The 23,934-nt window shown below is 55.0% G+C and carries 16 protein-coding genes, 1 tRNA gene and 1 pseudogene; 4 read left to right on the plus strand and 14 right to left on the minus strand.

Annotated elements, in window-relative coordinates; translation table 11 throughout:
* Positions 1 to 424 precede the first annotated feature (424 nt).
* The 13 genes from ALB80_RS09985 to ALB80_RS10045 form a co-directional block, all read right to left on the minus strand.
* Entirely contained in the window at positions 425 to 1,399 is a 975-nt protein-coding gene (locus ALB80_RS09985) for a glycosyltransferase family 2 protein (protein ID WP_253276849.1), read from the minus strand.
* A gap of 252 nt (positions 1,400 to 1,651) precedes the next feature.
* Positions 1,652 to 2,761 (minus strand): LysM peptidoglycan-binding domain-containing protein, encoded by a 1,110-nt coding sequence (locus tag ALB80_RS09990; RefSeq protein ID WP_050603905.1) that lies wholly within the window; start codon positions 2,759 to 2,761, stop codon positions 1,652 to 1,654.
* A gap of 44 nt (positions 2,762 to 2,805) precedes the next feature.
* Positions 2,806 to 4,068: a transporter substrate-binding domain-containing protein gene (locus ALB80_RS09995; protein ID WP_050603906.1), complete on the minus strand. Its 1,263-nt coding sequence runs from the start codon at positions 4,066 to 4,068 to the stop codon at positions 2,806 to 2,808.
* A gap of 21 nt (positions 4,069 to 4,089) precedes the next feature.
* A complete protein-coding gene (locus ALB80_RS10000; protein ID WP_050603907.1) occupies positions 4,090 to 4,872 on the minus strand; it encodes a PP2C family serine/threonine-protein phosphatase in 783 nt (260 codons plus the stop codon).
* Positions 4,873 to 4,875: 3 nt separating this feature from the next.
* Complete coding sequence (locus ALB80_RS10005; protein ID WP_050603908.1) at positions 4,876 to 5,919, minus strand: FHA domain-containing protein; 1,044 nt, start codon at positions 5,917 to 5,919, stop codon at positions 4,876 to 4,878.
* Positions 5,920 to 6,121: 202 nt separating this feature from the next.
* Positions 6,122 to 8,287 (minus strand): serine/threonine-protein kinase, encoded by a 2,166-nt coding sequence (locus tag ALB80_RS10010; RefSeq protein WP_050603909.1) that lies wholly within the window; start codon positions 8,285 to 8,287, stop codon positions 6,122 to 6,124.
* Between the two features lie 341 nt (positions 8,288 to 8,628).
* Entirely contained in the window at positions 8,629 to 9,915 is a 1,287-nt protein-coding gene (locus tag ALB80_RS10015; protein ID WP_050603910.1) for a dynamin family protein, read from the minus strand.
* The gene (locus ALB80_RS10020) at positions 9,912 to 11,954 is read right to left on the minus strand and encodes a dynamin family protein (RefSeq protein WP_050603911.1); all 2,043 of its coding nucleotides are present in this window, start codon (positions 11,952 to 11,954) and stop codon (positions 9,912 to 9,914) included. Before ALB80_RS10020 ends, ALB80_RS10015 begins: the two co-directional genes overlap by 4 nt.
* A 66-nt stretch (positions 11,955 to 12,020) precedes the next feature.
* Positions 12,021 to 12,887 carry a hypothetical protein gene (locus ALB80_RS10025; RefSeq protein WP_050603912.1) on the minus strand — a complete coding sequence of 289 codons (867 nt, stop codon included), beginning with the start codon at positions 12,885 to 12,887 and terminating at the stop codon, positions 12,021 to 12,023.
* Between the two features lie 23 nt (positions 12,888 to 12,910).
* Positions 12,911 to 13,294 carry a hypothetical protein gene (locus ALB80_RS10030; protein ID WP_253276850.1) on the minus strand — a complete coding sequence of 128 codons (384 nt, stop codon included), beginning with the start codon at positions 13,292 to 13,294 and terminating at the stop codon, positions 12,911 to 12,913.
* 70 nt (positions 13,295 to 13,364) lie between these two features.
* Positions 13,365 to 15,113, minus strand: a complete 1,749-nt coding sequence (locus ALB80_RS10035) for a dynamin family protein (RefSeq protein WP_050603914.1) — start codon at positions 15,111 to 15,113, stop codon at positions 13,365 to 13,367.
* Positions 15,114 to 15,121: 8 nt separating this feature from the next.
* The gene (locus tag ALB80_RS10040; protein WP_050603915.1) at positions 15,122 to 17,134 is read right to left on the minus strand and encodes a dynamin family protein; all 2,013 of its coding nucleotides are present in this window, start codon (positions 17,132 to 17,134) and stop codon (positions 15,122 to 15,124) included.
* Positions 17,135 to 17,136: 2 nt separating this feature from the next.
* Positions 17,137 to 17,628, minus strand: coding sequence for a hypothetical protein (locus tag ALB80_RS10045; RefSeq protein ID WP_253276851.1), 492 nt, complete (start codon positions 17,626 to 17,628; stop codon positions 17,137 to 17,139).
* A 689-nt stretch (positions 17,629 to 18,317) separates the two neighbouring features.
* Here ALB80_RS10045 and ALB80_RS10050 point away from each other — a divergent pair.
* A tRNA-Leu gene (locus ALB80_RS10050) sits at positions 18,318 to 18,402 on the plus strand.
* Positions 18,403 to 18,641: 239 nt separating this feature from the next.
* Here the strand turns inward: ALB80_RS10050 and glyA are convergent.
* Positions 18,642 to 19,952, minus strand: coding sequence for a serine hydroxymethyltransferase (gene glyA / locus ALB80_RS10055; RefSeq protein WP_050603916.1), 1,311 nt, complete (start codon positions 19,950 to 19,952; stop codon positions 18,642 to 18,644).
* Between the two features lie 96 nt (positions 19,953 to 20,048).
* On the opposite strand from glyA, the gene ALB80_RS10060 reads away from it, so the two are divergent.
* From ALB80_RS10060 to ALB80_RS10075, 3 genes and pseudogenes are all read left to right on the plus strand, one after another.
* A complete protein-coding gene (locus ALB80_RS10060; RefSeq protein ID WP_050603917.1) occupies positions 20,049 to 20,927 on the plus strand; it encodes a LysR family transcriptional regulator in 879 nt (292 codons plus the stop codon).
* Between the two features lie 335 nt (positions 20,928 to 21,262).
* Positions 21,263 to 21,984: pseudogene (locus tag ALB80_RS10065) on the plus strand (ISNCY family transposase); the annotation flags it as partial.
* Positions 21,985 to 22,554: 570 nt separating this feature from the next.
* Positions 22,555 to 23,934, plus strand: a 1,380-nt coding sequence (locus ALB80_RS10075) for a M10 family metallopeptidase (RefSeq protein ID WP_050603919.1), incomplete at its 3' end; no start/stop codon positions are given.

Below are 23,934 nucleotides of genomic sequence, written 5' to 3' on the forward strand. Positions count from 1 at the left end.
GAAGGGACCGACGCATTGCGCGGTCCCTTTTTTTGTTGCGTTTGTGATGATTGACGGTGTGATGGTTCAAAAAGGGATCGTTGCGGCTAATAGCAAACTCATTCAAGCAAACTAGGAAACCTGTCTCAACATTTTTCCATTTTTTCTGAGCTTAAAGAGAAATTTCTCAAACCTACGGGATTCCCCCAATAGCGGTTAAATGCAAGCCAAGGTAATCCTGTGGTAACACGGAATTTCACTGGTGAGGCCCTCGGGCTATATCACTCACTCAGAAAATGACCAGCATTTGGGGTGCTGGTCATTTGCTTTTTTGAGATCGCCAATTCTGATGGTAGCCCCATGTTATGGCGCACAACGCACGCCTACCTCGACGGCGACGGAACATCGCCAGCTTTCATCCGCGGGGATTGAAAATCTCAGTCGTTCAGCCGAACCGGCGTCTTTCGGCCTTCACGGCAGATGACATAGTTCGGCCAACACCAGAAGCCGCCACACCTTCATATCGCAAGTAAGACAGGCGGCGCGCTTCTCTTCGCGCTAGGGCAAGAGATTGCAAGATGAGTGCGCATACAATCGACAACATCGTGGCAACGAATCCAGACACAGCGACGACCAAAGACGGGATTCGTTCAACAAGCCCGGTTTCCAGGAACTCGCGGAAAACGGACACAAAGACGAAGAGGGAAGGCAGGAAGACCAACAAAGCCAAAGACAAGAAAAACGGAACAGGTTTTTCGTCTTTGATCAGCAGGCCGATCATCTTGAGAATACGCCAACCATCAGAGAAGGTGGCCAATTTGGAGTTTGACTCCGGCAATCGTGAAAAGTACCGGGTCTTTACCTCTCCAATCGGCATACGCATCTGCATTGCGTGGACCGTGAGCTCGGTTTCAATCTCAAATCCGTTCGAAACCGCAGGGAAACTTTTGACAAAACGTTTGCTGAAAACGCGATAGCCCGAGAGCAGATCGTTGATTTTGCTCTTAAAGAAAAACTTCACTAGGCCGCTGAACAATGCGTTTCCGAATTTGTGGCCTCTCCGATACGCTTCGATCTCGTCATTCACACGCGCACCGTTAACCATATCCAGATTCCGTGACACGAGAAGGTTGATCAACTCTGGTGCTGCTGAACTGTCATAGGTCGCATCCCCGTCGGCCATAACGTAGACGTCAGCATCCACATCGGCAAACATCCTGCGCACCACATTGCCTTTGCCTTGATAGGGTTCGGAAAAGACCAAGGCGCCCGCTTCTTCAGCTATTCTGACAGACTCATCCGAGGAATTATTGTCGAAGACGTAAATGACCGCGTCCGGCAGGGCCGCCCGGAATTGCTTGACGGTTTCGCCGATGGCAACCGCCTCGTTATAACAGGGCAATATAACAGCGATGTCCAAGCCCGGCCTATTGACCGGAGTCGCCGACCTTTTCCTGAGATCCAATGCACCTTCTATCATGCGTGGCTCATGCTGTTTAAGTCCCACCAAGGGAAAGATGATTGCGCTTCGGATTCAGAGTGAAGCGCGTATTCGACCGTTATGAAGCAGATAAACGGCAAAATTTTGTCATTCTGAGAGAACTGTTGCTTCAGCAAACAAAAAAAGGGCCGGTTCAAGCACCGGCCCCAGAGTTTCAGCTGAACCGAGGGATCAGTTCGAAGCTGCCATCAGTTTCTCGTTATGCTCGCGCAGCGTGTCGGAAACGACCGCATACCATTCACCGGATTCGCGCATTTCGTTCAGGCCCTTGTTCAACATCGCCAGATATTGTTTGCCAAACGGATTGCTGCGATGGCTGATAAAGCGCAGCGAAGACAGCGAAGTCACGAATGGGTTTTCGACCAGGTCGTTCTGGTTCAGACCCATTTCAACCATAGTGTCCGAGAACAGCTGAACCTCGAAGGTTGCAACATCCGCAGTGCCTGTCAGTACCGCATCGAGACATTCCCGCGCGGTGATCGGTTGCATCAGAGTTATGGATTCACCATTGTGCAAACCTTCTTGTTCCAGGTCATGAATGAACCATCCATCCATACGGCAGATCGTGGCGCCTTTCAGCTCTTCAAAGGTTGTTGCGCCAGCAAAGTCGCTTTCGGGGATGGTGTAGAAACCGACCACGATGTCATAGACTGGTACGGACGAGTCGAACTGAGTGCAGCGCACTTCGGTTTCCCACGACCATTCATAAGTGCGATTGGTGCAGTCCGGCATGTTCCATGCCATGGAAACGTCGAAGGCACCAAGCGGCAGAAGGGTTTCAAGGTGCGAGTTCCAGTCATCCACAAAGCTGACAGAATAATCACGCGCGTTTCCGCCACGCTGCAACGCTGTGGTGCCCAAGCGTGTAATCGCACCGCCACCGTTCAGCGATTCATCCGCAAAAGGGGCCCAGCCGTTGCCGGTTACCAGCTTGATTGGCGGCTGGTAAACGCTCGAACGCTTGACGCTGGCCGCGCGCTGTTCTTCAGCCGCGATGATTTCCTGTGCGGTCTGACCATTCGGCAGGCTTCCGTCTTCACAAGGCAGGGCCAGAACCAAACCCGGTTCAAGAGCGTTGGGGTTCGTAATTTCGTTCCGGTTCGCGTTGAAGATCGGCTGATAGTTCGATGTTCCATAAGCCGCGATGGCAATGGTCGCCATTGTGTCACCGTCTTGTACGGTATAGTTGGTACAAGCTTCCTGTGCCGCCGCGGCACCCGCGCTCAGAGCGGTAATAGCGGTTGCTGAAAGCGCTACCTTCTTCATCTTCTCGTTAAACATGTCCACTTCCTCCAGACTTTAGTTTGTCAGGCCAGATCGGGGCCTTATCCATTTTCCATTTGATGACGCAGGGCAGTTGACACGATGTCGCGCCATTCGCCCGATTGCTGCATGATTGCCAGACCCTGATTCAGCGTCTCAAGGATCGCTTCCCCGTCAGGATTATCTTTGTGGGTCATGACGTTAAGCGACTTGATGGCCGCCAGGTTGGGGTTTTCGATAATCCGGTGTTGATATCCGAGCCGATCGATGGCTTCGGCCGCCAGATGCGCTTCGATTGCTACGATATCGACAGTGCCCTCCATTAGGGCGTGGAAGCAATCATCCGGCGAAGTCGGGCGTAGCAGTTTGATAACCGGCTCGTATAGGTTCACCACGTCCATATGAGACAGTGACCAGCCTTCCGGGCGGCAGATCGTCGTTCCGGCAAAGTCGGCATAGGTCAACGTCTGCTCGTATCCTGATCCCTCACGAGCAAAGAACGTGTCCACGACCTCATAGAATGGGTTTGAGAAGTTGTAGGTTTCGCACCGGTTACGGTCGCTTTCCGACAGTGCCGCGGCTTCCTCACAATTGGGGCGCGACCACGGGAAGGTGCCGTCAAAGGCCAGTGTCGGCATCAACAAGTCCAGATGCGATGACCAGTCGTTCACGAACTGAATCTTGTAGGCTTGCTCTGGTGCGGCGCGAAACATGGCTGTCTCAACCAGATGCGTATACAGACCCCGGTTCGGCAGCGATTCATCGGTAAACGGAGCGTAGTTACTGCCAGTGATCAGCAGCAACTGACGATCACGAATTTCGGGGCGTTCTCCCGTTCCGGCGTTTCGGATCAAAGCTGCGGCTTCCGACCGGGCAGCCTCAATTTCTTCCTTCGCTGCAACCCGTGCTGCAACAACGGCCTCTTCACTCGCCTTCTTTGCTTCGGCCTCCGCAGCCGCAACGCGGGCTTCAGCTTCGGCAACGGCCTTTTCCGCACGTTCCTCGGCGGCCTTCACCAGCTCTGCCGCCATTTCAGCTGCCAGCCGTTCTGCTTCGGTATCGGCTAGCACCGGAGCACGTCCGACATCTTCGAGACAGGGCAGTTCCAGAAGATCGCCGACACGAATGATGTTGGGGTTAGAGCCGATGACATCGCGGTTCGCATCGAAAATAATGCGAAAATCTTCGGTCGCATAAACCTCGATTGCCAACTCCCGCAGGCTATCGCCGCGTTGAATTTCATAGCTTGAACACGCCTCTTGCGCCGAAGCAGCTCCGGTGGCCGCTGCGAGGGCAAGGCTGGATATGATAAGATTTTTTCTCATGGGTCCTGTTGCTTAGCCTGTTTAAGTTCTTGTGAGTTTCGCGACGGCGATGGATAGGTTGTCCTGATCCGGATCGCCTTTGGCCAGGACCGCCGCAAGCAAAGCTTCGGCTATGTCCTGAGCAAGAGCCTGCCCGTGTTCCTTCAGAACTGACTGAATTTCGTTGTCGCCAAGATACTGCAATCCGTCACTGGCAAGGATCAGGATGTCAGACGGCGACACCAGCAACGGCTCTTCCGGGCAATCCACCTTGGGGATGCCACCACCAATGATGACCGAGGTCAGCTGGTTTCGGTCCATATGCTTGGCTTCAGCTTCGGTGATCTCTCCGGCAGCCAGTTTTTCGTCGATCACGGGCGCCATCGAGTGATCTTCGTTTACCTGAGACAACGTCCCATCGCGGAACAGGAAAAGGGGGCTGTCCCCGATCGATATCCAGTAAACGCGATGCCCCAGCAACAGGATGCCCAAAAGGGTCGCGCCCATATTGAAGCTCTCGCCCTGTTCCTCGTTATGAGTGGCGATCGCGGCATTGGCCTGCATCGCGGCCAGGGGCAGCGCATCGATCGCGGATCTCTCATTTAGGATCTCGGCCTCAAGCTCGACGTCAAGCGCGTCACGCCAGGCTGCGACCACCATTTCTGACGCGACCTCACCTGCGTCATGACCACCCATTCCGTCCGCGATTACGACGTAACCCGCAGCGGACGCATCAAACATGCGTGCAGCAATGGCGTCTTCCTGCGTCTCTCGCTGACCTTGGTTCAGGATCAGCGCAACATCATATGCCGGGGTCGCCAGCATCTATTAAGAATCCCGCCAATCAAAACCTTCGTCGCAGAAGGCCATGAACCGAAGAGAGGATTCGCTGATACGGATCAGGTCACCATTTGACAGGGCAACAGTGCTGAGCACGGGTTTGCCGTTGAGGCGCACAAGGTTGGCCTTGCCGCCATGACCCAGATAACATTTGCGATCTTCAGGGTCGTAGGCAATGACGGCATGGTTCGATCGTGAAATGCCGGTGTCGCCGAAATCCAGCTGAATAGCTTGGTCGTCGTTGCGACCGATCTGCATCAGACCTTCGGTCAGTGTGACGCTAGCACCCCGTCCGGGACCAGCAGTGACAACCAGCCAGCCAACGGGGAAAGTCTTTTGCGCGGTTTCCGTTTTTGCCACGGGTGCTGCGGTTTCGATCAGGTCTTGCACATGTGTATCGGCCCGCTCGAAACCCAGGAAGGTTGTCTTAACGCGCGAGCGGCGATCTTCTTCCGGAGCAGGGGCAGGTTGGGCAGTCTCAGCAACAGGCTCAACGATCTCTTCAACCAGTTCGGGTTCTTGAACCTGCAGGTCTTCCACCTCGGCTTCTACCGCTGGCTCGGCTGCCGTGTCTTGCATCTCGGCAACTTCAGGTTCGACCTGTTCCGTGGCTTCTTCTACCCGGGCCGAGACAGGTTCGTCAGCCACGTGCAGGGTGATAACCTGTTCGTCCTCAATCGGATCAGCCGTGTTTTCAACTGCCGAGTCCAGCGCCGGCGCGTCGTCTTCGTCGGTGGGCGCTTCGGCAAAGATGGACTCTTCAACGGGCTCTTCCGCCTCAGTGGCCTCAGCCTCATCGAACTCTGGCATTTTCTCTTCCGGGATCAGCTCATCCGTTTCTTCATACGGTTCGGATGTCGTGTTCCCTCCGGCCAATGCAGCGCGCAGCGCGTTGAAGTCCGCGATCGGCTCTTGCTTTTGTTCTTCAGACGCGGCGATTTCTGTCGCCTCCACCTTTTCAGACGTATCTTCTTCTTTGGTCTTGCCGGCACCTTCGAGAAGCCGGCTCAGAGGGCTTTTGTATTTAAACATGGTGTCGACACCTTCAATTTGGCGGCACGAACAACTTGTGCCGAGGGGCTGCTACTTATCCCCGCGCTCACGGCACAGAGATACTCGATGAATACTCAAGAAAACTGGTACATTCTGCGGCGGGCCGGTTCCCGCCGGGGTGGCAGAATTGGGTGCCACCCTCAGCAAACACACACTGGCAGATCACAACGAACCGGTCAGATTACTCCTGTGCAAGCGGCATGGTTCCGTTCGTCTCGACCCCATTTCGCAGGACGGTCAGCTGGGCGACCGCACGGCCTTCTGAGACAAGCTCGACCAGCATTGCGTCAAGACTGTCTGAACCGTCCAGATTTGCTCCCGTCTGGCTTTCACTCAGTAGGATATCGCCTTGTTGCAAGCCGCCCGCGTAATCTCCCGGAACGGACGTGACTTCTGTCTGCCAACTTTCGTTACCCGAACTGCTCACTGAGAAGGCATAGCCGTTCTCCAACCCCACGGACCGCATCACCGGAAGGGCAAGCAGACCATTCTGAGCCCGGGTCTGTCCAAGCGGACGATAGCGGGCCGCCACTCGGGTATAGCCGTCGGGATCAATGCTCAGAGTGTCAAGAACTTGCGCAGCGAAGGATACATCTTGGCGCACAGGTTTGCCGTTGAGGGTAAAGATTACAGCTCCACGCTGCACCCATTCGCCAACCACACTCATATCCTGATTGGAGTTTATCCCGGTGATTGCAATTGTCGGACCCGTCGAGCCGCGACGTTGAGACGTCTGGAAAGGGATTTCCACATCCCAGTGGGCAAAGGACACCTGTTGGGCCGCAGGAACTGCGGAGTCTGCGACCACCGTGGGTTCCGCTTCGGTTTCTGGTGCTTCTGCCGTCTGCGCCACAACCGCCGACGTTTCTTCTGTTGTGGGTGTTGTTTCCACGGCAACGGGCTCTGCAGCGTCTTCTTGTGCCTGCTCGACAGGCTCTGACAGCACTGGGGCAGGATCCGAGACCACTACGGCCTCAGGCGCTTCAGTGGCGGAAGCCTCCTCCGCAACGGGTGCTTCCGTTTCGGCAGTTTGAACATCCACCACGGATTGCTCAACCGGGGTCTCGGCCTTTTCTTCTAGCTTGTCCCCTGAAATGACGAAAAACCCACCTGCCGCCAAGGCAACTGCGACGACGGCCGCTCCGGCGATCATTTTACCGCTTCCACCTGAGCCGCTTTGAACAACGGTATCGACAGCAACAGGAGCCTCTTCCTTTGCCGCAATCTTAGCGAGTTCTTCTTTCTTCTTCTGTTCGTCGTTTCCAACAACGATATCTGCATTGCCAGCCAGAAGGGCCGTCACAACCGCTTCGGCATTTTCGCTTTCAGCTTTGATGCGTGCTTTTTCTTGTTCCTTGTCCTTGCGGTCCATACCGACGATCACCGAAACCGGACGATAGGCGAAGGTGTCGAACATCACACCCGGGCCACGGAACATGCGCAACCAGTCCAGCGCTGTCTGCAAACGGTCCGTGGCGTGAACCTCCATCGCCTTGTCAATCGCTTCAAGGAAACCTTCGGGGTATCCCTCGAAACGTCCCGTCAGCGGGGCATAGGGATCGTCCTGCCCGTTATTGAAGGCGTTCAAACGGCTCTGCCCGTCTACGGGGCGTTCGCCACTGATGGCGTGGTAAAGAGTTGCTGCCAGAACATAGAGATCGCTGCTCGGTCCTTGTTCCGCGCCCCGGACATAAAACTCGTGCGGAGAGTAACCATCTTTGATGACACGCAGGGTTAGCAGAGCCGCAGATTTGTTGGCCGCCTGTTCACGCGCTGCGCCAAAGTCGATCAGGACCGGATCACCGTTCTCATCGATCAGAATATTGTCCGGTGAGATGTCCCGGTGCAGCATGCCGCTTTGGTGAATAAACGAAACCGCCGACAACATCTTTTCCGTGACCTGCACGATAAAGTCAGGGCCCGTGTCGTTTTCAGGGTTTTCAACGTAATCGAGCAGATCGCAACCACGGATCAGATCCATCGCGATATAGGCGGTGTCGTTGTCTTCAAACACCTGATGCACGTCGACGATGTTGGGGTGCACAAGGCGTGCGTGATTGCGGGCTTCCAGAATGAACAGATCAATGATAGCCCGCAGATCTTCCTTGTAAGACAGGTCATTGGGCTCGACCAAATCACCGTTTCGGCGACACAAGGCACCGGGGAAACACTCCTTGATCACCACGTCGCGCTCCAGGCTGTCGCGCGCCAGGTAGGTAATTCCGAATCCACCGTTGCTTAGGAAGCGAAGGATTTCATACTGCCCGCGCAACAATTTCGCGCCAGGTTGCAATCCTTCAATTTTTGGTTCGTCGTGCGTCGCACCGACAGCCTGGTTGTGGCTCATTTCAATCCGCCCGTTTTACTCGTTTTTTGCGGCTTAAATAAACAGGGCCGACAGCCCACGAACTCACAACCAAAACAACCGCAGGACACTTGAGAACGGTTAGACGGTTCAAATTTGACTTTATTGGGGCCGCCTCGTGGCTTCACTATGGACCGTTTTTTCAATTTTGGCTTATATTGTGCTTTGCGGTTGTAATGATACTATATATTGATCGACAAGACGGTATCAGTGAAAACGTAAACCCCAAAATCCAGTGGTTGGTCTACGAATTCGAAACAATAAAGGGCCGATTCCTCGGCCCTTCGAATCGCTGAGTCGCGCTCAATCTTAACGAGAAATTATTAAGTGCCGGTTTTGGATTGCGCTGCGGCAACTGTGCTGCCGGCCCAGGCAAGGTTGTCACCCAGCTGCGCAAGAATGCTGATCGCGTCATTCAAAGGCGCATCACCACTTTCAAATTGCAGCAGCAACAACAGGTCCGTTGCCTTCTCGAATTCCGCCGGAATCCAATCTGCGTCGGGGTCGATCTCCCCCCCTTGTTCCAGCCTTTCAGCGAAGTCTTCCACGATCTCCTGGCAGCTATGCAAAAATGCTGCGGGTTCGATGTTGGACGACTCACGAAGGTCTTCATAAATGCTGGCAATTGCGGCCAGCCAATCTTCGAGGATGGGATTGTTCAATGGCGGCAGGGCCGAGCCCAGAGTCGCGTGCATCGCAGGTGTTTCAGAAACGGCCGGTTCAGGTTCGGGACCCTCAAGCTCTTCGAGGTACGGCAGGAACTCCTGCTGCAAATCCTTTCGAGCGGCATCCAGATCACTGCGCCTCCGATTGGACGCTGCATCCAGAACTTGTTCGGCAAGGTTCTGTCCGCCGCATGTCTCCCACAGAGCAAAGTCAGGTTCCGGCTCCTGAGCAATCGCTTTGACCGCTACCGGGGTACCAATCGGCACAATCTCACGGAACATCCCATCTTTTTCCTTGTTGAGACGTGCCAGAACACGGTCCAGTGACCCTTGTACCGGCGGCAGGTCGGCATGAGTAACAGCCAACAGACTGTTCGCGCGAAGTTCAGGCGGCACCTTCGACCACAAGTGGCGCTCAGTCTCGCGCCATGCATTTGTACCGTTTGTGCACCAGATGGCGCAGTCGACGAACTTCAGCAGATCCAGAGTTTTTTTATACGTATCGTCCAAGGCACCCGACCCAGGAAGATCAAACAGCGAGATTTCCTTGAGGGCAGGCGTGTTGATCCCCACCGAGATGAAATCCGGCTCATCCGCCGCCGCTTTTTCAAGCGCGATCCCGGAATAGGTCTTGGGTTCCTTGTTCCACCAGCCCACGGTCGTCTCAGGCACATCGGCATAAGCCACGATCACAAGCGGCAGTTTCAGATGCTGTGGGCCTGTGGGCAGAATATCTGCACCGGCCAGCATATTTGCCAGGCTCGACTTGCCCGCGCCAAATTCCCCGGCAAACCCGATATTGACCGCGTTGGACAGCCGCTCGGCATGGGCCAGAGCCCGTGCGCGCATGCCCTCCAACTTTGCATCCGATGACAGTTTTTCAGTCGCGGTCAGAAAACGCTCCAGCTGGCGCACTTCCTGTTCGGTTCCGGGAAATTCAATCATTCCGCAGCCTCTGCTAGTCGTTCGTCCACACTGCCTGTTCCAAAGACACTTTCAAGATCCGTAGCAATGCGGCGCGCCCGGTCGAATGCAGTTTGTGCTTCGGCCTGAGCATTCAATTCACCCGCGCCAGAGCGGTGTTCGAAATGGCCCGCCAACAGGGCCACGTAGTGATCCAAAACTGTATTCAGCCGTTCCAGTAAGTTGTCGCGTGTCGTGTCGATCAGGTCGTCGCCGATCAGCTCGAACTCTTGCACGATCATCCGTTCTGCCCGCGTCACCACGCTGTTGCGCGAGATCAGGCGCGATAGCCAGTTTACACGCAACTCGACCGTAATTCCACGGGTGAGCGCAGTGGTATCGGGTCGGAACCAACGAACAGCGCTGGTGTTCATGCGACTATCGACCGGTTCTTGCCAACCCGGCAATGCACGCAAAGCCGCATTGCATTGCATATCGATGGTATAGAGCTCGCTCAGCATACGCTGGCGCACCACTTGCGACGCGCCTTGCATTAGTTCCCGCATGTGTTCCCGCAGGGGGGTAAAGTTCAGTTCGGTCGCACCCCCTTTGGCCAGAAGAGGCGATTGACCATTCGGTCCACGTACTACGGCCGAGACGGATTCAGCGACTGTATCATCCATTACCCCGCGCAGATTGGACAGGACATCATCCATGTCCCGGGTAATGTCTTGTGTCTTATCGGCAATCAGTTTGCGCAACTCACCAAGGGTCTTGTCGCTGTCATCTGCGCTACGTGCGTCGGAATTGTTTTCATCTTGCAGCGCCCGCAGATGAACCTGGGACCGCTCAAGCTCGCCTCGCGCGAAACTGTCAAGATGCTGCCACGCCATCCGAAGGTGTTCGTCAATAGGCCCGTCCGTCAGAGCTTTGGTAACATGACGGCGCAAATCCGGTAGTCCCGAAGCGATCATTGCTGCAAAGCGCAACACGGCCTCACGGCTGATCGGCCCGGGGCCTTGCTTTATCTCGGCAACGCCGTTCAGGTATTGCTGCATCTGTTCCGGGTGCGCCCGCAGCCACGCCAGGACATGGTCATGGTTCACGCCGGTTTCGTCGCCGGTCAGCGCATAATGAGCCCATTGAGCGCTGCCCATCAGAACGTCGATGTCCGAATTGCCGAGCGCCTTCTCCAGCCCGTCTAAAACATCCAGACGCACTTTGGTCGCGTCTTCGGGCCCGCCACCCAGTTCATCGACACGGTTGATGAAAACAACGATCTGACCAAGCTCAAGCGCCTGCATAAGGCGGAACAGTTTGAGATCCGCGCGTGACAACGCCTGATGCGCGGATAGAACCACCACGAAGAAATCGGATTCCTTGAGGTACTGGCGCGAAATCTCTTCGCGGATCAACAGCGGATCGTTGACCCCCGGTGTGTCCGTGACGGTTAGTGGGAACGGGAAATGTCCAATGTCGAAATAGACTTCAGCCTTGCGGGTGATGTCGCTGTAAAGCCCACGATCACTGCCCGGATCGACACCGCCATCTTCGGCAGGATCATCTCCGGCGCATACATAGCGCGCCAGATCGTCCGAGTTGAGTTGATCAAGATCGTGGTGTTGTCCCAACAGCTGTTCATAGCTGTCGCCCAGACGCAGGCGTGCCCGGGTCTTCATGGCCTCGACCTGTTCTTCGATCATCTCGCGCTTATAGCTGTCCTCGTCATCGGGGAACATGTTGCGCAGTTCTTCACCTTCGGCGATCAGGGATTGCCACTGGTGATTGTCGAAAAAATGAAATTCAGCCCCATCGGTCCGACCAGAGGGATGCCCGAAATGCATGTCGGTGATCACGGTGGTCCACGGGTTGACGTCTGACGGCAGGTATTCAGCCTGCCCGGTGAACCCGTTGATCAAACGTGATTTTCCTGCCTTGATCTGCCCTACAAATGCGATTGACGGCTTTAGGTTTCCCAGATCTCCGATGATGCGCGAAATGAAATGCCGCGTTTCGTCATTGCTGGTTTCATTCATGTCTTCTGCGATGCGTATAAGCTCGCGGCGATGTGTATCACTCATTACTCACTACCTTGGTCACACTAAAACGGATTGAATTAATCGAAAATTTGAATGCTATGGAGGCAATCATTCAGCTACCCCCTGTAAAGAGGTCCACAGATTGACGACCGCCCCCAACTTGCGCGCATCGTGGACAGCAACCGCTATCTGATCGCTGTCGCTCAGCACCGCCATTCCCGCGCCTTTTCCGCCGGATGGTCGCATGACAATGAGATGGGGGCTGTCAAACTCGTCCTGACTATCGTTCTCCCAACCTGCAAGATCAGCCACGAAACGTGCCAAAACCTCCTGATCGGGATGCATGTCTTGGGAAGGTTGACAGGAACCCTCGCAAGCCAAAGCGGCGTTGCTTGTCCCGTCGATCAACATACGGCCTGTGGCGAAGCGGCCCGCATGATCAAAGAACTTTTGGGCCAAGTTGGCTGGGCGATCTTCAACCGTGGACGGTTCATCCTCTTCCGGCGCGTCGATGTCTGGCACGACCGAAACAATCGGTTCAGCGGATATATCTATGGCAGCGCACGCGTTTTCGATTTCGCTGAACGTCAAACCCACATCGTCGGCCTCAAGGGCTGAATCCGGCTTACCCGACATCAGCTCAAGCGGGGCAGGGGCGTTTGCGATGTCTGACACCAGCTGCGCCAACTTTTCAACCAGTGCGTCACGCGTTTCGGTTTCGAAATCCGGCGTCGGCCCATCGGGCACTTGAAAGACGTCCGTGACCCGCGAGCTGTTCACTTCAAGTGCCAGACACGCCCCATTGGCGGCTGTAAACTCTAACCGACGTGGCAGGACCGTACCGCGAATGGCGCGCAGGATTGCCGCGCGCCGGGACACAGCGGAGTCCCCCGTGATCATCACAGCTGGCGACAACCGTGCCACCGAAGACCGCCCGATATCTTCGAGCATGCCCAGAATGTCAGTGTCCATCATACCGTGACCCCCTCTGGTCCCGTTCAGACTGCGGCCGCAACCGGCCCTAGACTGAGATGTGATTTTGTCAGCGCCAATCCCACATTTGCGCTGTTGCGGCAGATATAGCAGACCACATGATCAGGATATTCCTTGGTCCGCAAAAAAATGTTCAGGCGATCTTTCGAGAACACAGCGATTTCCCCAAACCCTGTATTCTCCGCATCGTCGCGTCCAGTCTGACGCATTAGCGCTTCAAACGCGGCAACCCCGCGCCCTTGAAAAAGATTGGCCACAGCGATTGCCAATATGTCCAAAGACTCGGCGCATTCCGGATCCGAGACGCAACTCCCCAGAAGCATCCCTGTTTCCATATCGACATACCCGGCTGCAACGCAGTCGGGTATCTTTTCGATTGCCGTGCTCAATGCCTCCTGAATTGACATCTAACTATTTGTTATCCCTATAGGTTTGACCATTTTCCTGATTCGACGATCTCTACAACACATGCCATTCCGCCGCACTACTTTCTTTTGCTTTTGGAATGGATTGCAGTACTTCCTTCGTCTGCTTCGCGCTGTGTTCGATTGCGATCTGATCAAACTCAGCCAAAAATGCCTTGAACACATTTTTTAAGCCATCTGCATCTTCAGGCAAGTCTTCACTACTTGCTACTTCCCGCCACATTGCGGCTGCACTTAAAGGGGATCCAACGGCAACTTCCGGCAGATCTCCCAGCGCCGCGACATTTGAATCGACTGCATCCACCCGATCTGACAGAGCCGCTTCGATCAAACCACTGTTCTCGGGCTCCGGTTCATAGTCTTCAGCAGTGATGTTGGGCTGAGCCGCCATCAAAGCTGCGATAGAGGATACCGAAACCTCGATGCCGCGATCTTCGCGCTCGTCGATCTCTTCAGCCTTATCGTCCGAGACATCTGTGTCGACCGGGACGTCTCGCAAAGTGCTGTGAAGCGAGGTCAGAACATCATCGGTATTGTCAATCTCGTCAGCTTGCGCCTCGATCACCTCTACGTCAGCCGCCTCTTCCGACAGATCATCAATCTCGTCATCAAGATCCGCTTCGTCTGACAGTTCGAACTCGTCGATTGCATCCTCAAGGCCGGCCACATTGGTCAGCTCCAAAGGATCATTCGACGTGTCCCTGAAGAAGGCGCGCAAATCATCGCTTGTATCCGGCTCTTCGGGCAGGGAGTCCGGTTCCGAAACCATTTCGGTCCGCATACGTTCAGCTTCTTCAGCGTCGATCCGCACGCGTTCGGCCTCATCCGAGCGCCGCTCCACGCGCGCAGGCCGAACAGGAAAGCTGGTGACAATCGCGGTGTCGTTCTGCGCGGGCTGAGCGTCTGTTTCCAACGGGTTAACCAACCGCAAAGGCGCGGCTTCGACCTGCGCGTCACTGTCCGATGAGCGTGCAGGGCGCATGGGCTGCACCTTCGGGGCGTCTGACTGGCTTTTGTCAATCTGATACCGGGCCAGTTGATCGGCACGATTGTCCATGATCTGCTCTGTGATCTCCAGGAAACTGTCGATCATCTTGCCACCACCGCTGCGCGACCACATCTCTGCGTCGCCGGTCTTGTCACGCGCGACAATTGCATCCCGAGCAGAAAACAGAATAGATCGATTGAACAGATGCCCGGCCTCGCGGTTCACGCGGCGCAGAACCTTTTGACGGTCCTTGAGATTCAGAGCATCCGCGCGAGTGACCAATAGCAGCGAATTGTGCTGCAAACGTTCAGGCAGGGATACCCATGTTGCACGCTCTGTCTCGCGCCAGGCTTGGGTCGCGTGGGTACACCACAAAACGCCATTCGCCTGACCCACGGCCCGCTGCCAGACATCCGTCGAGATTTTAGGATCCGAGATTCCGGGCGTGTCGATCAGATCCACCGCCTCAAGGATATCGGCCTCAAGGAATACGCGGATAAACTGCGCGTCATTGACACCAATAGATTCTAGATCGTCCAATTCTATAGTTTCGACAGAGCCATCATGACGCTTGATATAGGGTGCACGATCACCCCAGCTGAACCAGACCGGAGGCAGTTGTGTTGCAGTGACCTGCGTCGGCAAGGTCTGCGTTCGCAACAGAAAATTCATCAACGTAGACTTACCGGCGCTGAATTCGCCCATCAGAGCGAAAACCGGTTTACGGCGGGACCACTGCTCGATACGTTCCCAAGCCTTCGGTGAAACAAAGCGTGATTGTGTATCTTTTGCCATTTTTCTACTTATGCCGCTTCGTTGCTTAGATCTTTTAGGATGTCACCCAGAATCTCGTCCTTGGATTTCTGGGGCTGTAAATCCGCCATCGCCGCCGCAGTCTGACCTGCGTTCTTATCAGCCGTCGACGAGATGCTCAGCAAGGTTTCTTTCTGTTCGCGCATAAAATCCGTCAGGATCGCGCGGACATTTTCCAACACTGCTGCGACTTGGTTTTCTTCGATGTCCTTGGTGATCGAATTTGCCTCAGACGCGATCAAACGCGTGTAATCCGCAGCGTATGCTTCAAAGCCCTTGCGCTTTTGCCACCATCGCCGCCACCAGGTGCTTTGCAAGTCCAGAGCAATCGTCCGGCCAATGCCAAGTGGTGGAGGCACGCGAGGCACGATGGGCGCTTCTATGCTGAATTCACCCAGGTGGTTGCCGAGTATCTTATGATATAGCGCCTCAACATCACCAGCAGCTGTGGTATAAAGAGCCCCGGCGTCTTTCCGCATAGCGCGGGCAAAGCTGAAATAGGCGGCCTTTTGTAGGGTACGCAGACCCGCCGGGTCATACTGCCAGGTGCCTTGTTCGCCATTCTTCTCAAGATGCGCGATCAAAGAGTCCGTAGCGCGTTTGACAAAGCTGGCTTCGGCCGAGTTCAGACGCTCCAACACCTTGTCGCGCAACGCATTTGTCAATTCGGCAGCTTTCTTATCGTATTCCGCCGACATCGTGTTGATGGCCTCTTCGGGCGACACGCCGTCTAGGTCCCGAGCGACGCCTTCGCCGTCGGACAGGTTTTTGGCGACCGCTGTCGCGCGGATTTGGCTGGCGATGTTTCGGGCCCGGTGGCGCACACGGTTCATCAGTCGAGACCCAGCCCCTTCGGCAATACGTTCGTTGATGGCCAAAAGCAGATCGGGCAGGCCGGACAGTGCCCAGATTTTGTCCAGTGAGGCCGCCTGATCCCCAAACCCGGCCGCCAGGTAGAAGGTATTCAGGGCTTCACGCGACTCTTCGGTCAGAATATCCGGATTGCCGGTCAGGGCTGCTTCGGCCCAGATAGCACTGCCAAAGACGACGCTGGTGTTGGTATCGATATTGTTCTGTTTCAGCGTGTCCTGAATGCGGTCGCGGATTTCCGGCACCTGATTAACCGGATCCGAGAGTTCGTCGATGCGGTTGACGAACAGGACAATCTGACGGTTCTCGAACTGCGCGATTATACGCATCAGGGCCATATCCATCGTAGTCAGCGCCTGACTTGCCGCCAGAACCACGACACAGACCTCAGAACCGCGCAAACTGCGCAGCGTGATCTGTTCACGCACCATGAATGTATCGTTAACGCCGGGTGTATCGCAAAGCTTGAGAGCGATCGGATATTGCGGGATATCCATATACAGCTCAGCCGACTTGGTGACATCAGCAAAGCGACCGGTTTTCGGGTCGATATCCGGATCGTCTTCGTCGCCCAGGCACACATAGCGTTTGATCAGTTCTTCATCGAAGTGATCGTATTGATGGCTTTGGCCGAGGATCAGGTCAAAATGCTTGCCAAGGCGTTCTTCGGATTTGGCTTTCATCTCACCGATCTGACGGCGGATGTCGTCCATTTCATCATCTGCGCCAGCCCGGTTCGCCAGCTCCCCCAGACGACCGCCGCCGACCATCAGATTGTCCCATTCTTCCTGCTCAAAGAATGTAAACTTGGCTTTGGTATCGCCTGGCGGGCGTGTGTTGATATTCAGGGTCGTGACCACAGACGTCCACGGGTTGACATCCGACGGCAGCAGGGCAGGGCGCCCGGCCAGTATGTTCACAATCGATGATTTGCCTGCCTTGACCTGACCCACCATCGTGATGCTGGCGGTGAAGTTTTCCATCCGCGTCTTGAGGGTGGCCAGCCGTGCCGAGGAGCGCGCATCAGCCACCTCAGTCAAGTGATCGATCTGCGTCGTCAGTGAAGACATGGCAGAGGTCATCGGGGCCAATGCTTCGTTGCCGACAGACAAAAGGTGATCGTTGCGCGCCATGCTTAACCTCCGGTTCCCGTAGCAGCAATCTGGGGTTCGTGTGACACGCGCCCAGACGGGATGCTTGTCAGAGTGTCGATACGTGCGATCAGATCCAGTGCGTTACCGAGGATCTCGGCCTCGGCACACGGAGAAATGGTTTCGTAGGCTTTGGAATCCGCCAGCACTTCAATCGAGCTGAAGCGGTCGCCGTTTTCAAGTCGCGCAACGCGGCGCCCGGTCGGGAAACCTTCGGATTTTACGGCAGGTAAAGGCATACGTGCATTGGCCAGCAGATAGTGTTCTCCGGAATGCGTGTGCAGAGAAATACCAAAGCCGGTATTCGGATGATCTCGGTTCAGGGTCTTGAGCTCGCCAAGAAAGCTCTCGCGAGCAAAGAAGACAGCTTCTTGCTCGGCGGCAACGGTAGGGTTCATATCGGTCACAGCAGAAAACCTTGTACTGGAGTTGAGCAGAAAACTCGTACCGGTGCCAAAGTGGCGAAAAAGACTCATTAACTCCTATCAAACAAGAAGACCCTTCAAGGCGGTCTTATTTTGACGCGAATAAGATTTTTTGGCGGTTGAAATGTGGCGGCTTCATGGCGGCCCACCCATAAGAATGTCTCAACCCATACGAGTACCGTCGCTGGAAACATCACAGCTTGTGGGCACAGAAAATTCACAACAGCCGTTCAGTGCAATTTCCTTGAGAGCGGCGCGTATAGCCGGGAAAAGCTATAAAATGCATATTGTTATAGGAATAGTTAGTGACGAACCGCGAGCGGCAACGTCAGGTACTGGACCTTAAGTCAAAGGTCTCCTTTTTATCGCCCATTCGCTTCGCCAATATTCATTTTTGACTAAATAATAGGCCATCACTCAACGTAAACGCGTCTTTCGAACTATCCCTGCCGATTTTCGCACAGGGCCCGTTTTCAGCAAAAAAGAAGAAAACATGTCAATCGATCGGATTCCCATAGTCGTGCAAGAACAGGGTCAGGGACCACCATTGCAGCCATATGCGAACACCACGACCCACTGCAGGATTTCTCACAGTTTCAGTGCCTTTTGGCGGCTCAAATTCAAAGATTCCTACACTCAAAACCTGAGCAACAAAACTTCCTCAAATGCTCAATTTACCTCTCGCACTCGGACAGAAGCTTTGTTATGAGCGCATCATTCCGGCGCCGAGGCGCATGGTTGCGGGTGTGGCGAAATTGGTAGACGCACCAGATTTAGGTTCTGGCGCCGCAAGGCGTGGGGGTTCAAGTCCCTCCACCCGCACCAACAATATGTGTAAGCGTCTGATTTTAAAGGGTTGCAGAGTCGATCCTCTCGGACATTCTCCGATGCCTCTCTGCGCTGTCAATATTCCTCCGATCTAAGTAGACGCTTGTAACGCTTCACTGGCAACCGCCTGCAATATGATGGCAAGGCCAACGTCAAAAGGTCACACAGCAGTCGTTGACGACCGCTAAGCGCAACAACGCTGCAATCCGGAACGATGGTACAACAGGCCGTTTCAGTCACGCGTTCACGAAATGCAGCCTGTTAAATTCATTGCGCCAGGCCGAAACCTCGGGCAGAGTGTTTTCGGCACTCAGACCGCGCTTGATCAACTCGGCCAAGCGATCAGCATCACCCGTGGTCATGCCCCAACGGACCAGTTCCGGCGTGCCGATCCGAAGGCCGTTCATGTCACCGTCCACCGGGGCGACGGGCAAACCGATTCCACACGCCAGAAAGCCGTTCTGACGCAGTTGTTTGGAAGCTGCCTGGCCGCCACCGTAAGGCACTGCCAGAACGGCAAACTGGTGCGAGTCAGTGAATCCGTCTGCGCCGGAAAAAACCGGTACGCCCAATGCGTCCAACGCCTGAGCCAGTGTTTTTGACATATCGATCATCTCTTTGGCATAGGCCGCACCAAAATCCTTCCAATCCAGCATTGTGACTGCCAGTGCGGCGGTCTTGGCCGCATCGAAATTTGCCGTCATGCCGGGAAAGGCGATGGCATCCAGCGATTTAGCGATGTCAATATCATTTGATACGATCAGCCCCCCCGCAGGCCCGCCAAGGCTTTTGTAGGTGCTCATGGTCATGAAATGCGCGCCTTCCTTCAGCGGGTTGGACCACGCCCGCCCGGCGATGATGCCGCATTGATGGGCAGCGTCGAACATGACCTTGGCCCCGACTTCATCCGCGATGGCACGCACCTGAGCCACGGGGTGTTCAAACAGATTTAGGCTGCCACCAATCGTGATCAATTTGGGACGCTCCGCCTTCGCAAGACTGCGTAATTGATCCAGATCGACGGTATAACCGTCCGCGTTGACCGGAGCCTCGATACTGCGTAACCCGAAAAGCCCGGCGCAACCCGCCAGATGATGGGTCACGTGCCCGCCAATCGATGCGGGCGGTGCGATGATCGTGTCGCCTGGCCTGCAGGTCGCCATGAAGCCATAGAGGTTGGCAATTGCGCCCGACGGCACCCGCACCTCGGCAAACTTGGCATCAAACACCTCGGCACACAGCTCGGCTGCGATGACCTCGATCACTTCAATCGCCTCCAGTCCCATTTCATATTTGTCGCCCGGATAACCCAGCGAGGGGCGCGACCCGATGCCCGAAGACAAAAGCGCCTCGGCCCTGGGATTCATCACATTTGTCGCCGGGTTCAGGTTAAAGCACTCGGCCTCATGGATACGGCGGTTTTCTTCCGCCAGATGTGTGATCTGGGCCAACAGTTCCCCAGACGTTGCCGATGCAGCCTGTGCAACGATGTCCTGAACCCGGGCTTCGCAGTGAGCAGGCACCCAGTCTCTGTGTGCAAGTGTCATATGAAATCCTCCTGTTTGCTTAAGTCTGACGACTGCCGCGTGACATCGCAAAGCAGAATTGCTATTTCTTGGCGTAGAAAAACTACGGCTATTTCAATGAGCGTCGCTCCCAAACGCCCCAAAGGTCCCCCGTTGAACGCCATGCGCGCGTTTGAAGCCGCGGCCCGGCACGTCAGCTTCGTGGCGGCGGCAGAAGAGTTAAACGTCACGCCTGGCGCGATTTCACAACATATCAAAGCGCTGGAAGGGTGGGCTGGTACACCGCTGTTTCACCGCAACGCGCAGGGGGTCGACCTGACGCCCGAAGGACAGTCTCTGGTCGATGGGTTTTCAGCGGCCTTTGACGAACTCGCCGATGCTGCCCGCGCTCTACGCAATCTCAAACCCAAGGCCGATTTTCACATCGCAGCCCTGCCTGCTGTTGCCCAACTCTGGCTCCCGAAACGGCTGCGCAGAATCAGAGCGCAGTTTCCCGACATCGCCTTTTCGGTCACCGCGATGGAAACCCCACCAAGCCTGTCACGCGAGCTGTTCGATCTGTCGATCTTCTTTGCCGCGCCGGACGGGTCGCCGGACCAGATCGCCGTTTGTGAGGACATCATCGTTCCGGTCTGTGTACCGACTCTTTTGGATCGTGTGCAGAGCGTCAGCGGTTTTCAGGATATCCCGCTGTTGCATGATCAGGTTTGGAATGACGATTGGGTCACGTGGTCAAACAGCACAGGAAACCGCCTGACTGATGCCAAAGCAGGCCCGCAGTTCTCGCTTTATAGTCTTGCAGTCGAAGAGGCCAAGGCCGGGGCAGGCGTGTTGATGGGGCATCTGTGTCTGCTCGAAGAGGCTCTGACATCCCATGCGTTGGCGGTTGCACGTGCGCAACCCTGCCCAACAGGTCTTTCCCTAATGGTCCGAGTACCACCGCAATCGCGCCGAAGACCCGAGACCGATATGATCATCGCTTTGTTGTCGGATTGAATGGAGACGCAACAGCCATTCGATTTTTGCACCCACGGTCTCCTCCGGGCGAGTAACTGCGGAATGCGCTCCCATTTTCCAATTCTCGTGGCAAAGGCGGATTGTGTTTCATGCCTAGGCCGGTCAGAAGAAAACGACCGCTTTCACTGACGAGCAGATACTATAGTGATCTGGTCCCTCAGCACGACGGTTTCCTAGGCTGATTGTCGGCACTCGGTATTTAACATAATGTTTATTATGAGAGTTTTTAAACTGTAGCCGCAAAGCTAAAACGTCACCCATGAGCAATTCAGGAATGTCACAATACCCTCAAAAGTCATTGAGGGCGAGCGGACATGGGTTGGGTGATGATGAGCGAGCGTGAGTTGAACCGCGTAGAGGTGTTGGCGCAGGTCGATGATGGCCGGCTGACAGTTGATAATGTGGCGAATCTGCTGGATCTGACAGGGCGCCAAGTGTGTCGGCTGTTGAAGCGATATCGCGCGGTTGGAGCAGCTGCGATCCAGCACAAGGCGCGCGGCAAACCTCCGAACAATCAGATTCACAAGGCAAAGCGCGACTATGCCTTGGCGTTGATCAAAGAAAGCTATGCGGATTTCGGGACGACGTTGGCCGCAGACAAGGGCTGAACATCGCGGGTTCAAGGTTTCACGCGAGACATTTCGCAAATGGATGGTTGAAGACGGGATTTGGCTGTCGCGCAAACAGCGGCAGACCTTCCACCAGCCGCGTTTGCGCCGTGAATGCTATGGCGAGTTGATGCGGATTGATGGTTCGGATCACCTATGGCTCGAGGATCGAAGCGACCCCTGCACCCTGCTCGTCTTCATTGATGACGCGTCCAGCACGTTGATGGAGCTGCGATTTGTGACTTCCGAAAGCACGATCAGCTACTTCGAAGCCTTGGAGCGCTACCTGCTAAAGCACGGACGTCCCGTCGCATTCTACAGTGAGACACACACCGTCTTTCGAGTTCCCAAGCCCAACAAACATATGACTGGCATGACACAATTCGGCCGCGCACTGGCGGAGCCAAACGTCGAGATCATTTGCGCCGAAGCCCCGGCTGGAATTCCCTCGCAGACCGGAAACGCAAGCAGGCTTTCGCAGCCTGCCAGAGCTCCGATGTTGGAGGTCTCCACTCTGGCAGGCTAAACTGCCGTTCCTCTACACCTGGGACATTTCTACTTTGCACAACCAATGACATTTCAACTTGGTTGCAACAGATGCTTGGCATCGCGCACAGGGTCGATTTGGCACACATCAAGGTATGTGATGGCTTCGTCCTTAGCCGCGTTCACAATTGTGTGAAACAGGCGTCTCGCAAAACAATGTCTTTGGCTGGTTGACATGGACTGTTCTTTCGTGCCGATTGTGTTCCTGCAACACCAGCTCAATTGAGAAAGATCGTGTTTGCAATTGTTTCGCAGAGTGTTGGTTTTCATGAACTTTCTTTGCGCTTGCCACAATAAGAACAACTTGGGTAAGCAACTACAGCGCGAAAAGAATCGACGAATTTCAAGGCAGTAAAATGGCTAGTTTGACCTGGATACCGAAACCTCCCTCAAGCTCTCCTCTCAGCACGATTCAAGGCGGAGTTGCGTATGGGGACGGCAATCCATCAACCGTGACCACAATCACTTATGAATTTGGAGCCAGAAGCGGCACACAGGCTTGGAACTCGGCATACAAAGTTGAGTTTCGCAAGGCTCTGGCTACGATCGAAGCCGTTGCCAACATAGATTTCGTCGAAACCAGTGGTGGCAACGCCGATCTTGTCGAAGTCATCGCCCCCGGCTCTTTTTTTTCCAGCGCAAATACCCTTGGCTACCACTACACGCCCTCTTCGAGGTCATCTGAAGGCGCTTTCAATACTGCCTATTGGACTGCTACCGCAGGTTCTGGCGGCAATGGCGATCCGGGCGGGTTTTTCTTTACCACGCTAATCCATGAGTTGGGCCACGCTTTAGGACTTGGTCACCCACACGATACCAGCTTGGGAACAACCGTGATGAGCGGTGTGACTTCGGCCTTCAACTCATTTGGGGTCGGCAACCTCAATCAGGGCGTGTATACCGTGATGTCTTACAATGACGGGTGGACCTCGCAAAACGGAGGCCTGTCTGTTAATGCAACTTATGGAGGCTCCACCGGGTTTGGTGCGCTTGATATCGCAGCACTACAGGCAATGTACGGCGCGAATACTTCGTACAAGACTGGCAACGATGTGTACACGCTGCCTTCGGCCAACGTAGCGGGAACAGGCTACATGGCAATTTGGGACGCGGGCGGCAACGATACCATTCAGCACACTGGCGGCTCAAACGCCTATATAGACTTAAGGCCCGCGACGCTGGACTATAGCACATCTGGCGGTGGCATCATGTCGTACGCGACAGGTATCAAAGGCGGCTTCACAATTGCGCATGGCGCCACCATTGAAAATGCTTCGGGCGGTTGGGGTGACGATATTATCGTGGGGAACACTGCCCAGAATACCCTGCGGGGAAACCATGGGCACGACACAATTCATTCCCTGTCTGACGGAACCAACAATAACACGATCTATGGCGGTGATGGCAACGACACGATCCACGTGGCATATGGTTCTGGATCTGACCAGGTCTTTGGAGATCAGGGCAATGACATAGCGATTGTGAACCGAAACGGGGGGTCGTTTTCCGGCGGAACTGGAACGGACGCAGTCAGGTTTGTCAGCGCCGCCAGCAACTACTTGTTCATTAGCAACGGAGCTTCATACGATTTCCTCGATGTAACGTCTCGAGTTACCTTCACTGTCGGGAGTGACGTGGAGTTGATCGAGTTTTCAAATGTTGCGCAGCCATACACCCGAGCAAGTATCCCGACGGAAATGCAGTTGTCAGATATCGACGGCCAGGGTACGACGCTCAAACATGCAAAACAGGGCCTGTATGTATTGGACGCAGGTGGTGCGAACATCGGCCTGATTTACAACGGTCAGGGTGTCGGAGCAAACTCGATTGCT

The organism is Ruegeria sp. 6PALISEP08 (assembly GCF_001238295.1).
Classification (GTDB): domain Bacteria; phylum Pseudomonadota; class Alphaproteobacteria; order Rhodobacterales; family Rhodobacteraceae; genus Ruegeria.